The organism is Paenibacillus vortex V453 (genome assembly GCF_000193415.1).
In the GTDB taxonomy this organism is placed as follows: Bacteria; Bacillota; Bacilli; order Paenibacillales; family Paenibacillaceae; genus Paenibacillus_AQ; species Paenibacillus_AQ glucanolyticus.
Genome location: NZ_ADHJ01000044.1, coordinates 18,707 through 32,020 on the forward strand (window position 1 = coordinate 18,707; position 13,314 = coordinate 32,020).

Sequence of the window (13,314 nt, forward strand, 5' to 3'; positions counted from 1 at the left end):
AGAACCGGAAAGGAAATTTACCGAAACGCAATGGAGGAGTCATGGCCTCTCGGCTAGAAATGATTTAAGAGCAGCATCGTTATCGAAGCATGAAGGAAGTATGAGGAAGGAGTTACGATATGAGTGAATGGTTATCCGAAGCACAACAGCAGGCGATTCTTCATGTCGGCTCATCGGCGAAACGAGCACAACAGCATGCCATAGACATCATAGAGCGCATTTTAGAACGTAACGGCTTAGGCGCTGTGACAATCCACTCGCTATTAACCTGTATCCGAAAGAATGCCCGAGTCACGTTGAATTTCCATCCTGACCGGGTACTGCCCACCACCAACCGCGCTGTAATAGAAAGCCTTCTGACAGAGGGCCGTTACCATAACCAGTTCATCACAAGCGTAACGAATGGAAGCCGTACCGCCTATCCGGGCGGTGAGCGTGACCGCTGGGAACAGCTTCTGTTTGGCGGAGCCTACCAAGAGCCTGGCGTTCATAATGAGGAGCGGCCCAAATACGGGGCCCTTAATCTCATGAACTATGCGGACGGCGCCTCTCCCCGGTTTGGCTCTTGTTTTTTTGTATTGTCTCCGGCCATATTGAGCCGCTGCACGTTTACTTTCGGGGACAGTCATGCAGGACCTGAATTTACAGGTACCATAAAGCAATGGGATTCCGTTCTTGCAGCCCTTCTGCTTGAAGTCGAGTCCACGGGGTCAGCCCTGGGCACCCCCCACATGAACATTCCATCTATGGTGGAGCAGCTTGTTCACCTGCCTTCATCCTATACCAGTCACTCCGGACCTGTTGGTCGCAGCCTGGATAATTATATTGAAGCGCAGATTCATGGCGTTATCGATTTGTCCAGCGATGTGGAAGCGCTTGTTGCCGATCCATCTTACCGGAATACCCGAACCGGTCAGTTGTTTCAAGAATTGTGTGAACGATATAACCTTACCCTATCCTGGCATCCCGGGTTCTGCCTTGCTGTACAGGATGTACCCGATGACTTTCGGGGACCCGCCATGCCGCCGCTGGCCCAGAGGATCGACCGGCAATTTGCGGATTCGCAAGGCGTGCTGGACGCCGCTGTTATCGGCAAAGCAGCAGCACAGCTGTATCATCAACCAGACCATTGGAGCGATTGGGGAACCTATGATGAAACCTTTCAGCATCTCAAACAGCTGTGGCACGTGCTCGTAAAGTATGGATAGCCGAATCCGAATACTTCAAGCCGCTAGGCCGCATTCCTGCCCCAGTACAGTTGATCGGTTGATCGTTCACCTGGAAATAACCAGGCTAGCCGGATCCGTGCAGCAACGGCTAGGCTTATCGATCACAGCTTCTTTATATTGATTTTAGAAAGGATGATGACCGGATGGATTGGATTCAGCGAATGAATGAGGCCATAGGCTATATGGAAGCGCACCTGACCGAGGAGATTGATTACGCGGAAGCTGCACGGATTGCATGCTGCTCCGTGTACCATTTTCAGCGCATGTTCCCTTACATTACGGATGTTTCGCTATCCGAATACATACGGAGACGACGGCTGACCTTGGCTGCTTACGAGCTGCAGAACAGCGATATCAAAGTCATCAGCCTTGCACTCAAATATGGCTATGAATCTCCGGAGGCGTTCGCGCGCGCGTTCCAGAATATGCATGGCACAACGCCAACGGCAGCTCGCCAAGCCGGTACAAAGCTGAAGGCCTATCCCCGCATCTTCTTTCAATTTTCCATGCGAGGAGCTGCAGAAATGAATTATAGAATTGAGGAAATGAAGGGTTTCTCCATTGTTGGCTTCCAGAAGCAAATTCGAACACAGCAAGCTTATGAAGACGTCCCCCTCCTCTGGAAGGACGCCCATGCGGAAGGAATATTCGATAAGCTGTGGAATTATCGTCAGGATGACCATCCGATTCGGGGGATACTAGGGGTTTGCGCGGACGGTGACTATGGGAAAAACGAAGATTTTGATTACATCATGTCCGTGGTCTCCCAGCACACGCCCCCGGATCCGATGGTGCAGCGGCATGTTCCCGCGGCCACTTGGGCCGTCTTTGAAATGGAGGGAGATCCGAGCGGGATAGCGGATATGTGGAAGCGTCTATATACCGAATGGGTTCCATCCCATGCGTATGATCTCGCACCGATACCTGCTATTGAATGCTACCTTCCACCGGATGAGAACAAGAATGAGTTATGGATTCCTGTCATTAGAAAGGCTTAACCAGGGCTCCCCGCCTACCGACCCATAATGCAAAACCAATGAGCAGTATATCCATGCCGATGGTTCAGCGGACATTCCAGCCATTCCGTCAACATCATGATCCAGCCGATAAAAGCCGCAAGCTCTGTGATATCACAAGCTTGCGGCTTTTATATCGAAATTCATGTCTTTAACCTTAACCGACCAGGTCGTGGATGTTACTTGTTCAGCAAACGCAGCAGCATAACCACAGCCTCTGCCCGGGTGGCCGGGGCATCCGGCTCGAACTTCCCGCCGCTCCGACCGCTAACCAGTCCTTCTGCATATGCGGCGGCGATATAACCTTTTGCCCAGGCTGGAAAACTCGCCAAGTCTGCAAACTTGGCAGGGTCACCTTGAAGCGGTTCTAAACCTAACGCTTTGGCCAGCATGACAGTTAACTCCGCTCTTGTGATCACACCTGCAGGCTGGAATCGCCCATCCTGATATCCCTGAATCATCCCGGCCTCTACTGCAAGCCCTACCGCTTCCCTTGACCATTCCGGGATGTCGGATTCGTCTTTAAATGGATATTGGCCTTCACCTTGCAGCCCCAGCGCTCTAACCAGCAAAACCGTGAATTCATCTCGTCTAATTAAGGAATCCGGTTTAAACGATCCGTTAGCATAACCCTTGACGATCCCTCGGCTTGCCAGTTCGTCAATCGCTGCCTGCGCCCAGTGTCCTTCCGTATCACGAAAAACTTCCGCAGCCTGAGGTGGCTCAGGTCTCATCGGCGGCTCAGGATTTGGCACAGTGCGGACAATGGTTAGGGTATACGTATTCACCTTGCCGCTTTCAGCGCTTACCTTAATCTCTATGACATTCTCCCCAGGTTTTAATGTGATCCTTCCGTCTTTGTCCCAGGGTCCCGTAATGCTTGCTTTGTTATGGGCGGCAGTGAGATCGAATTGGATCTCTGATGCCTCGGTCTCGGCACGATACGCGAACACGTTCGGCGAGAAGTCGGGACTCAGCTTCAACGCATTCCCGGCTTCCCCAGCTCCAATAGAGAATGTATGAAGCAAGGCATTATCCGAAGGAATCGTGGGTGTAGACGGGATCGGGTTCGCCGGTCCCGGATCTGGATTGCCTCCCGGATTTGGAGTTGGAGGCGCAGGGAGCTGAAGTGTCTTCGCTGTTGCCTCGAGCGGTGTGCTACCGTTTCCGGCAGGGTCATATGCCTTTACCCGAAACGTGTAGGACGTATTCGGGGATAAACCTTCCACCGTGTAGGAATACGTGCTGCCGGTTACCGTTGCTACCGGCGTATCTGCGGTATCTACGCGGTATACCCGATATCCTGTAACCTCTTCATCATCCGAGGCTTGCGGCCAGGATAACCTCATCGAGGTAGTGCTGATGTCAGATATCGTCAGTTGTCCGAGATCAGGCCATACCGGAGCTTCCTGATCCGGATCAGGGCCTGAATTCGGATCTTCCAGCGTCTGAACCGTCGTCTGGAGCGGAACGCTCGCATTGCCAGCCCGATCATAGGCACGGACGCTAAGCGTATACGATGTGTCGGCCGCCAAACCGTTCATCTCGTAGGAATAGGTGGCACCCGTCACCGTTGCTGCCGGCGTGGCATCATTCCCATTAAAAATGCGATATTCGGCAACCTCGTCATTGTCCGTGGCTTCAGGCCAAGACAGCTTGAGGGAGTCGGTGGATATGTCGGATGCAAGCAGCTCCGCAGCCGCAGGCCATAACGGCCCTTCCGTGTCTGGCTGCGGGTCATCCTCTGTTATCGTGATAACCGCCTGGATTGGGCTGCCAACGACTGTACCTGGCACTGCAGCAATATTCAAATAAAACTCACGGTCATCTTCATGGATATCATCATTTAGAATTTCGATCTCAATCCATTTCTCAAGCTCTCCATCGGCAAAAGAGAGCGTCCCTGAAGTTGGCTTATAATGCTTGTCAGCCTTAGCGCTTCCATCCGCAGTATGATAAGTGACAGCGACAGCACCGTGGCTGCCTCCTTCACGCATCACCTTCACCCGTACCTCGGCCCCGTCTTCCGAAACCGCGTAATCAGCCGCCTCCAGCCTTATCGTTCCCGGTTCGGGTTGCACAACAATAGCCTTGTAGATATACAGGGCTTGATTAGAAGATACAATAAGGTCCGGCGTTCCGTCCTCGGCATAGTCCCCGACAAGCGCCCGGTGCGTTCCATTTCCCTGAGTGACCAATTCCGTTTGCCACAGTAAATTCAGTTGGCCTGACGCATACTCCTTGGAATACAAATCAACGCCTTTTCCCGTCGCAACGATTATTTCCGATTGGCCATCCCCGTTTACATCCTCTGCATATACTTTTTGAGGAACCGTGACCAGGGGCTGCTGCTGAAGATTGTACGTATTGTCCCCATGATTCATATAAAAGAAGACACCTAACATGTCATTCAGCGCCATAATATCGATATGTCCGTCACCATCAATATCCCTGGATATGAGATCCACGGTATTGCCTAGTACCATATGGAAGATCTCGCTCCGCGTATAATCATTTCCCTTATACCGCTGCAGACCCAGCATCGGACTGGCCACAACCAAATCTACCGTGCCTATGGCTCCATTCGTGATGGTTGTCGCTCTATTGCCGCCTGGTGTCAAAGTGATGGGGAGCATTGTAAAAGTTCTATCTGCGGCAACGTGAACAATGGTAACCTGATTGAAATTAATAATCATAATGTCTCTCTTACCATCCAAATCAAAGTCCGCAGCTACGATATCCTGAGAAGGCAGCAATGAAAGCAGCCTCGTATCACGAAAGGTACCGTCACCTTCCCCGTACCATAAAAACGTTCCGATTTGCGTTCCGATCAGTAAGTCCAAGTGATCGTCCTGATCGTAATCATCGATTTCTAGTGTATGCGGCACCCCCAGAACCTGCAGGCTTTGTGGGAGAGGATCAAATGTTCCATCCCCCTGGCCATAGAATACATGGACACTCCCATCATCCGTTATGGCCGCAAAATCCAAATGACCGTCTTGGTTGAAATCACCCGATTTTAAATCTACCACCTTACCGCTAAGCTGGGCGATCTCGGATTTATTCTCATAGTCCGGTACAGCCGCATAGGCACTCGGCGGCAGCAGCAAAAGACTGCATAGCAGTATCATCATGAATTTATAGCCGTTTGGAATACTCATAAAATTTCTCCTGAACATCGACTTCAACTTCTAACCTCCCATTCACTAAATAGACCTGCCTTTTTATTTGTGCGCTCCGAATTCATTGTAAGACAACACGTAGCACAAAAAATCCCCCTGAAGGGGGATAGATGAGGGGTGATAAAATGATGAATCGTATCAAGTTCAGGGTCTATTCGTTTTCTTGGGATCGCTCAGCCTCTCGGCCTGCGCAATCGCCTCACTGAGATTGGCTGCATTCAGTTTGCTATAGATCCGTTTCCTGTGCGTCTTCACCGTTTCGTAGGTAACATTCAGTTTCTCCGCAATTTCCCTTCCGCTCAGATGGTCCAGCAATCCCTGAAAAACATCCATCTCCCTTGACGTGAGCAGAGCCTCCAGCGGGGAATTCACCGATTCGGCCATTCCGTCCACTGCGGCAAGGATCGATCTGATAAAAGAAAGAGATGCGGAATCCTTCCCCCGATATCGCCCCTGCTGCTTCGCGCGGATCAGTTCGTGCAGGAGCTCTATAACCGGAGCTCCTTCATCGAGAAAAATCCGGGTAAAATCATTGGCCTCCGATACCTGCAGCGCCTCTTCAAGCTGGATCAGCGCCTTGCGATGCTCCTCCCTGGACTGTAACATGACGGCTGTAATGCATAATATTTCAGCAGCATCGATCGGTCTCATCTCACTCTCCGCAAGGTACAGCAGCCGATCCAACAGCTCTTCGGCTTCATCCCATCTGCCCTGCAGAACAAGAACGCGGGCAAACAGCTGATAATCAAATAATTCGAAGACAGACACCCTGTCCCGGCTCGATAATTGGCACTGTTCGCCCCAAGCCAGTGCAGCCGCCGGATCGCCGTATTGCAATTGGAGACGTATGCCCTCCAGGTGTAAAATTTCTATCCCCCGGGGAATATCCATCCACTTCATCCGCCGCTGCCCGCCTTCAAGCAGTTCCAGAGCTTCGAGCATATGACCCTCGGCGGCCTTGAGTTTCGCTTGCAGAATCCAGCTCGCCACAAGGTCATGCTCGGGCCGGTTTGGATTTTGTCCGATCCACGTCATCGCCTTGGAAACATAATCGGCTGCCGCCGATAGATCATTCCAGTAGTAGAGCACTTCCGCGTGATTAAGGAATAATTTTCCCAGAAAAATCGGATTCACGGCCTGGTACACCTCTGCCATCTGCATGGTGTACGGTGCTGCAATGGCCTTTGAGGCATGACCGCGGCCGATTTTATAAGTTTTTACCGTGATCGGCTGCAGCGGTTTCTCCGGTTGACCAAACAACATTTTGATCCCATTCGGGGCATATCGCACAACCTGCTCGTATTCCTCCTTGGCGAGCTTCAGATCATTCCGCCCAAACACCATTAACGTCCCGCGCACATAGTGAAGCATTGCCAAATATTCATGTCGCAGCACCTCGCTCAATGCTCCAGAGGATTCGGCATACCAGGCATCCGCTTGATGCAGCAGCTCCTCTCCCTCCGTAATATCCCCCGACTCCTCGGCAATGAGCGAGTTGGCATAGGAGAAAAAGAGAACCGGGTGCTGAAGCAAAATATCGCTGGGAATCACGGATAACCATTTTTGCAGATTCGACCATTCCCAATCCACGACGCGGGAAGTCATCTCGCGCAGCAGCAACACGGCCTGCTCATAATATTGACCTTGCAAGTAATACTCAACGGCTTCCTCCGCAAGGCGTTGTTCACTGCACCAATCACCGGCTGCCTTGTATAGCAATTCCTTATGAATATCCTTCTCCTGTTCCAGTCGTCTCTGCAAAAATTCCGAGAATAAATGATGAAATCGGAACCACTCTCCCTTATCATCCAGCGCCACTACGAATAGGTGGGAACGCTCTATCGATTCGACTAGCTCCCGGCTATCCTCAAACCCAGACACAGCCATACACAGGGATACATTCCACCGCTTCAGGATCGAGTTGGTTAGCAGAAACTGCTTCATCCGATCGTTCTGAACCGAGAACACCTCTTCGAACAAATATTGCTTCACCTCACGGCTGTCCCCTGCAAAATGGCGGATAAACGGTTCTTTATTCTCCTGCCGCCGCATGGCAATAGATGCAAGTTTGAGGCCGGTAATCCAGCCCTCTGTTTTTCTGACGAGTGCGGAGGACAGCTCTTCGTTCAGCAATAGCTCGGTGCTCTGGAAGAACTGCGCACCCTCCTTCTCTGTAAACCGCATGTCCTCGGTATGGAGTCTGCTGGCGAGCTGTCTTGCTTCCATACGGGCTACAGAGAAACCAGGTTCTGTACGACTGATCATGCAAACATGGATGCCCCTTGGCAAATGGTCGACAAAATACGAAAATGAAGCTGATAGTATTTCGTTCTGAATCACATGGAAATCGTCCAGCACGAGGATTAGCTCCTCGTTCAGCCTGCCTAGCGTATTCAAGCACACGATGAGCCCCTGCTCATAACCTTCCGTATGCAGCAGCGGCAGCACAGGTTTGACCTCTTCCCAGTAAGCGGGAAACACTTCTGCTATCGCAGCCGATATGTACCTCCAAAAGCGGGAGCCTTGATTATCTCCGGAATCCAGCGACACCCAGGCGGCCTGTTTCCCATGCTGCAGCAGCCACTCGCTGACAAGCGTCGTTTTCCCGAATCCCGCCGGAGCGCAGATCAGTGTCACATTGCCCGACATGGCATCCATCAGCCGTTCACTTAGACGCGGCCGGGGAATCAAGGTGGATACCGTTCTTGGAACGGTTAATTTCGAGTGCAGCAGCGGCTCTTGTGCACCGAGTTCAGTCCCATTTATCATCATACGCCTCCGTATCACCTCGAATTTGACGTTGGGACTTAACCTGATGGCATGGCCCAGACGTGTTAATCCATCATTTCTGTACTATTCTACCATTCCATAATCTGAGCTATAAAGCTTCAATTTCGTCAACCGGTCAATCAAGTAGACAAAGTTCATCTGTCCAAGAAAAAAACCGCTCACTATCAGAGCGGCTCCAGTATACTTGTTATTTCCCCTGATCGGTTTGGACGGGAATCATAATGATAAATTCAGGGTTATCCGCATACGGATCCTGACTCATCGGATATTTTTCGAAGTGGGTTAAATGATCCGGATTATATTCCGTATAGCCTTGCTCGTGAATCCAGCTGTAAATATTATTATAGGATTGCTCTATGCTGTGCTGCCTGCTGTGCTCACAGGCTGCATAGGTAAGTGCAGGTACGGACAATGAAACCATTCCTGCCGGAATTTCCTCGATCCGTTCCACTTCGACGACCCCATAATGGATAAATCCTTCTCCATCAGGAAACGCATGATACGACAGCCCCAACAGCGTATCGGTATGTATCGCATAAGGGATCTCCGGCAGCCTCTCTTGCAGCATCCGATGAATCGCGCGAATCCCCCCGGCACCGGCCTCGGCAAACGTCCCTGCCCACTTCAGTCCAACTGCTTGGAAGGCTTCCTTGCTCATGATTTTTGCTTCGTTTCGTTGATTGATTGTCATGGGGATATGCTCCTTTTTCATATTTTTTAAATTCATTATATACTTGAACTATGTCAAAAACTGTCACAGTATAAAAAATAATCAAAGGAGCAGGGTCATGCCAAAAACCGAACGAATCCTTAAGGTCATGCAGCGGGTATATGAACGGCAAAACTTCACGGTAGGCGAGTTAGCTGAGGAATTCTCGGTTTCGTATCGGACAATGCTCCGCTACCTTCATGAGCTGTCCCATCTGGGTGTTCCCCTGTATGCCCATGAGGGAAAGAACGGTGGTTATTCGATCCTGAACACACGCCAGCAGCGAGCGCGCACGGAGCAAACGGGGGAGTCCATTCAGCGGATTATCAAGCCGCAGACCCTGATAGTTGGCCTGGAAATGAAAATCCCTTTCACGGCTTATTACATGTCGCATGCTCTCAAACCCAAGCTGTGGCAAGAGCTTGAGCAGCGTATGGCTGAAATTCCATATTTGCGGAGAACATCAAAACCCCAATATGTCGCCGCTGTATTAAACCGGCAGCAGATCTATCATTATGTGGCCGGGATGGAGGTAACAACGATCCGTGATATGCCAGAACGGATGGTGAGTCTAACCCTGCCAACGCAGGAGTATGCTAATGTATACGCATGAAGGGCATTCCAACAGGGAGGATACTGATCAATCCTATGCTTATGTTCTCCAGCAGCTGAAACAACGCGGTCTTACGCCGAACCCGACACGCTACTGCCTGGAGCTGAGAGCCTCCGTTCATGCTTCTTTGGCTCAAATTTACGTTCCTCTAACCGTATAAAATAGGCTTACAGCCAGAATCAGTACTTCATTCAATGCTTGCCCACTTACACTGCGTTCAAGCGAACTAATCGACAGTGTATACGAGCAGCGGACTCCACAGGCCTTATTTTTGATATATCCGGCTATTTAGGAAGTTAACGGACTCAGGAGACGCTAAGTACAGGAATCCTTGCAAAAAACGGATGTTTTTAAGCAGATAACGTCTCCTGAGTCCGCTTCTTGCTCCAAAACACGGTTTCATGCACAAATAGTGGCTATACGGTCCGCCGACTCCCGATCGATACAGAGGAGAAGCGAAACGTCAAAGCTCCTTCCGAAGTTAAAAAACAAGCCCCGGCTCACGTTGGCCGGGGCTCCATTATTAAATGGCTTTCGGATTGTCTACCACAGGGTTTACATCCGCATCATAATCCACGCCGTCGGTTTCAAAGCCGAACAGCTGGAAGAACTCGCGGCGATACCCTGCAAGGTCGGTCAATTCTTCGATGTTCTCGCTTGTAACCTTGCTCCATAATTCCGCAACTTCAGACTGCACATCCTCGCGAAGCTCCCAATCGTCAATCCGGATACGGCCCTTCTCATCCACGGGCGTTTCTTGTCCGTTATAGAGACGATCCGCGAAGAGACGGTAAATCTGCTCAATGCAGCCCTCGTGGAGTCCTTTTTCCTTCATAACTTTGTACAGCGCCGATACGTACAGCGGAACAACCGGGATCGCCGAGCTGGACTGGGTAACCAACGCTTTGCTGACCGTCACGTAAGCACGTCCGCCTCCATCTGCAAGCCTTTCGTTCAGCTTCAGCGCAGTTGCCTCCAGATGATCCTTGGCTTGTCCGATGGATCCATCCCGATAAATGGCCTTGGTGATCTCGGAACCGATGTAGGAGAACGCAATCGTTGTGACTTTTTCAGCCAGTACGCCGCCTTCAGCCAGCTCATTCATCCACAGCTCCCAATCATCGCCGCCCATCACCTCAACGGTGTTCTTCACTTCCTCTTCCGTAGCGGGCTCGATCGTAACCTCCGTTACTTCACCGGTATGGAAATTCACCGTTTTGTTGGTGTAGGCAGGTCCGATCGGCTTCAATACGGAATTGACCGTTTCGCCGGTTTCAGGCAGGGTGCGGCGCGCCGAGGCAACACTGTACACCACAAGGTCAACTTGGCCCAGTTCCTTGCGGATAAGCTCAACCGTCTTGGCTTTTGTCTCTTGTGTATAAGCATCCCCTGTCACGCTGAACGATTTCAAGCCTGCCGCGTCTGCCGCCTTCTCAAATGCAGCTGAATTATACCAGCCCGCGGAAGCCGTCCGCTTCTCGGTGGCCTGGCTGGGACGGTAAACTCCCACGGTATTCGCCCGGGAGCCAAATGCCGCAGCAATTCTTGCCGACAAACCATACCCTGTCGAGGCGCCGATGACCAGCACATTACGCGGACCTTCGAATCCAGGCTGCTTCAATACATAATCGATCTGCTCCTGTACTTGTGCTTCGCATCCTACAGGATGGGATGTGGTACAAATAAATCCTCGGGTTCTAGGTTTAATAATCATATTTATATACCTCTCTTCCAGTATTCGTCGTCTGACACCATATGTATGGTCTTTTGAATTCCTTTCTATTTTAACTGTTTTTTGTGGAGAGAGGAAATCTTTTGACTGAAGAACCAATAAAACCTCCCTTCTAAATAACGGAGGGCATCGCCTTCCATCCAATTAAAAGAGAGGTTCTTCTTGTCATCTATTCGGATTCGATTCTATAGCCGCCGCATTATTTAAATGAAGCATAGCCTTGGTCAGCCATGACCACACTGCCTGTAATGGCGGCTGCTTCGTCTAGGGATACCAGGTAAACCGTATCTGCGACAACTTCAGGCTGGGTTAATTCCCCGCCCATAACTTTGGCTCGCATGGAATCCAGCAGCCCTGAATCTTTATAGCCCTGGATAATCGGTGTGTCTACTGCGCCAGGAGCAACAGCCACAACACGGATGCCATAAGGTGCAAGTTCAAGGGCGGCAGATTTACTCATCATGATGACCGCACCTTTTGTGGCATGATAGGCAAACGTACCCGGCGAAGCCAGGAATCCGAATACGGATGCCGTATTGATGATAACCCCTTTAATGCCAAGCTCCTTCATTTTTCTGCCTGCTGCGATAATGCCGTAAGCTACCCCGTGTTGATTCACGTTAATGGTACGGTGATAGAGATCCATGTTCTGCTCAAGGACCGGTCCAGCTCCGCCAATGCCTGCATTGTTGTGCATGACATCAATACGGCCATATAACTCAACCGCTTTATCAACAAGCGCTTCAACGCTTTCCGGTTTGGAAACATCAACCTGTACAAAAGACGCTTCGCCGCCTTCTTGTTGGATCATATCCACCGTCTCTTGTCCGTTAGCCTCGTTAAAATCGGCAACAACAACACGGTCGCCCTTTCTAGCAAATTTAAGAGAAACCTGACGGCCGATGCCGCTCGCTCCACCGGTAATTACCGCTACGCGTTGTTCTGACATTATCAATGACCTCCTAGGGTAAAATAGCATTATTTCTTGAATATTGTGTGTCCATGTCCTTGTGTTCATTGTAACGATGCGTTATATTTAAGTAAATTTAAACATAATTAATATTACTTAAATTTAAATTAAGGATGCGATCACATGAATCTGGAGCAATTGGAATATATCGTGGAAACCGCCAAGACAGGATCATTAACGAAGGCGGCCCAAAACTGCAACGTTACCCTGTCAGCCGTCAGTCAAGCGGTGTCCAGTCTGGAATCCGAGTTCGGATTCTCCTTGTTCACCCGCTCACGGCTTGGCGCCGTACCTACAGCCGAGGGCCAGCGAATCCTCCAGAAAGCCTATGCCATTTTGGAACAATTTCAGGATCTGAAATCAGAGGCGGAAGGATATTCCAACCTGCTGAGCGGATCTCTTCGGATTGCCACCGTACCCGTACCGTTAACACTATCCATTGATGCGATTATTCAGTTCAAGAAAGATTTTCCCCAGATCCAACTCGAAATCACGGAGAAAGCGACACTTGATATTATTGAGGATATCAAACACAACCAGGCCGATATCGGCTTGATTTTTGTCGATGACGCTATCATCCATCAACACCGCGGACTGCATTTCGGCAAGCTGCTGGTAAGTAAATTCGTCGTGGGGGTCAGCCGTCAATCCCCGCTTGCAATGAGGCAGTCCATTACGCCTGAGGAGCTGTGCAAATATCCGCTCGTCCTCTATAAGGATGATCAGCTCTTGAAGCTTATGGATCAGTTCCAGGAACAATACGGGCAAATGGATCTGCTCTTCTCAACCAACCAGACGAGGGTCATACAGAAGGTCGTCGAAGAGAATGTAGCGGTTACGGTGGGGGTTGATTTGTCCTTCTCCAGCTTCACTCCCATACCTTCGGGAAACATCGTCACGCTGGAGCTGGAGATGCCCCCCGGCCACGCTGCTTCTTCATTCGGCTGGGTGCAGCCCGGAACCCACCATCTGTCAAAGCCAGCCTCGATCTTTCTGGACAAGCTGAAGCATCAGATAGGATGAACGCAGCCTTTGCTCCCAAATATACAAGCCAACCGACAAGTAGGGTCGTG

Annotated in this window: 10 protein-coding genes; 5 read left to right on the top strand and 5 right to left on the bottom strand. The window is 50.6% G+C overall.

All coding sequences use genetic code 11. The features are described from left to right. The first annotated feature begins 119 nt into the window (after positions 1-119). The gene (locus PVOR_RS23925; RefSeq protein ID WP_006212109.1) at positions 120-1,208 is read left to right on the top strand and encodes a DUF3626 domain-containing protein; all 1,089 of its coding nucleotides are present in this window, start codon (positions 120-122) and stop codon (positions 1,206-1,208) included. A gap of 164 nt (positions 1,209-1,372) precedes the next feature. Further along, positions 1,373-2,227, top strand: coding sequence for an AraC family transcriptional regulator (locus PVOR_RS23930; RefSeq protein WP_006212110.1), 855 nt, complete (start codon positions 1,373-1,375; stop codon positions 2,225-2,227). Positions 2,228-2,424: 197 nt separating this feature from the next. Here PVOR_RS23930 and PVOR_RS23935 read toward each other — a convergent pair whose 3' ends face one another. From PVOR_RS23935 to PVOR_RS23945, 3 genes are all read right to left on the bottom strand, one after another. Next, the gene (locus PVOR_RS23935) at positions 2,425-5,406 is read right to left on the bottom strand and encodes an S-layer homology domain-containing protein (RefSeq protein ID WP_006212111.1); all 2,982 of its coding nucleotides are present in this window, start codon (positions 5,404-5,406) and stop codon (positions 2,425-2,427) included. Positions 5,407-5,571: 165 nt separating this feature from the next. Then, positions 5,572-8,199, bottom strand: coding sequence for a LuxR C-terminal-related transcriptional regulator (locus PVOR_RS23940; RefSeq protein ID WP_006212112.1), 2,628 nt, complete (start codon positions 8,197-8,199; stop codon positions 5,572-5,574). 205 nt (positions 8,200-8,404) lie between these two features. Beyond that, on the bottom strand, positions 8,405-8,908 hold the full coding sequence (locus PVOR_RS23945; protein WP_006212113.1) for a GyrI-like domain-containing protein: 504 nt from the start codon (positions 8,906-8,908) through the stop codon (positions 8,405-8,407). 97 nt (positions 8,909-9,005) lie between these two features. Here PVOR_RS23945 and PVOR_RS23950 point away from each other — a divergent pair, with 97 nt between their 5' ends. Together PVOR_RS23950 and PVOR_RS32340 are read left to right on the top strand one after the other, a co-directional pair. After that, complete coding sequence (locus tag PVOR_RS23950) at positions 9,006-9,539, top strand: GyrI-like domain-containing protein (protein WP_006212114.1); 534 nt, start codon at positions 9,006-9,008, stop codon at positions 9,537-9,539. Continuing rightward, entirely contained in the window at positions 9,526-9,699 is a 174-nt protein-coding gene (locus PVOR_RS32340; protein WP_006212115.1) for a hypothetical protein, read from the top strand. Before PVOR_RS23950 ends, PVOR_RS32340 begins: the two co-directional genes overlap by 14 nt. A 363-nt stretch (positions 9,700-10,062) precedes the next feature. On the opposite strand, the gene fabV is transcribed toward PVOR_RS32340, so the two are convergent. Both fabV and PVOR_RS23960 read right to left on the bottom strand, forming a co-directional pair. Next, entirely contained in the window at positions 10,063-11,253 is a 1,191-nt protein-coding gene (gene fabV, locus PVOR_RS23955) for an enoyl-ACP reductase FabV (RefSeq protein ID WP_006212116.1), read from the bottom strand. Positions 11,254-11,470: 217 nt separating this feature from the next. Next, complete coding sequence (locus PVOR_RS23960) at positions 11,471-12,220, bottom strand: SDR family NAD(P)-dependent oxidoreductase (RefSeq protein ID WP_006212117.1); 750 nt, start codon at positions 12,218-12,220, stop codon at positions 11,471-11,473. 144 nt (positions 12,221-12,364) lie between these two features. Between PVOR_RS23960 and PVOR_RS23965 the strand changes: the two genes are divergently transcribed. Next, on the top strand, positions 12,365-13,264 hold the full coding sequence (locus PVOR_RS23965) for a LysR family transcriptional regulator (RefSeq protein ID WP_006212118.1): 900 nt from the start codon (positions 12,365-12,367) through the stop codon (positions 13,262-13,264). Positions 13,265-13,314 lie beyond the last annotated feature (50 nt).

What these genes read in the sequence shown, in the direction of transcription:
- PVOR_RS23950 (WP_006212114.1), top strand. Translation starts at nt 9,006, where the DNA reads ATGCCAAAAACCGAACGAATCCTTAAGGTCATGCAGCGGGTATATGAA.
- PVOR_RS32340 (WP_006212115.1), top strand. Translation starts at nt 9,526, where the DNA reads ATGTATACGCATGAAGGGCATTCCAACAGGGAGGATACTGATCAATCC.
- PVOR_RS23935 (WP_006212111.1), bottom strand. Translation starts at nt 5,406, where the DNA reads ATGAGTATTCCAAACGGCTATAAATTCATGATGATACTGCTATGCAGT.
- PVOR_RS23930 (WP_006212110.1), top strand. Translation starts at nt 1,373, where the DNA reads ATGGATTGGATTCAGCGAATGAATGAGGCCATAGGCTATATGGAAGCG.
- PVOR_RS23925 (WP_006212109.1), top strand. Translation starts at nt 120, where the DNA reads ATGAGTGAATGGTTATCCGAAGCACAACAGCAGGCGATTCTTCATGTC.
- fabV (WP_006212116.1), bottom strand. Translation starts at nt 11,253, where the DNA reads ATGATTATTAAACCTAGAACCCGAGGATTTATTTGTACCACATCCCAT.
- PVOR_RS23965 (WP_006212118.1), top strand. Translation starts at nt 12,365, where the DNA reads ATGAATCTGGAGCAATTGGAATATATCGTGGAAACCGCCAAGACAGGA.
- PVOR_RS23940 (WP_006212112.1), bottom strand. Translation starts at nt 8,199, where the DNA reads ATGATGATAAATGGGACTGAACTCGGTGCACAAGAGCCGCTGCTGCAC.
- PVOR_RS23945 (WP_006212113.1), bottom strand. Translation starts at nt 8,908, where the DNA reads ATGACAATCAATCAACGAAACGAAGCAAAAATCATGAGCAAGGAAGCC.
- PVOR_RS23960 (WP_006212117.1), bottom strand. Translation starts at nt 12,220, where the DNA reads ATGTCAGAACAACGCGTAGCGGTAATTACCGGTGGAGCGAGCGGCATC.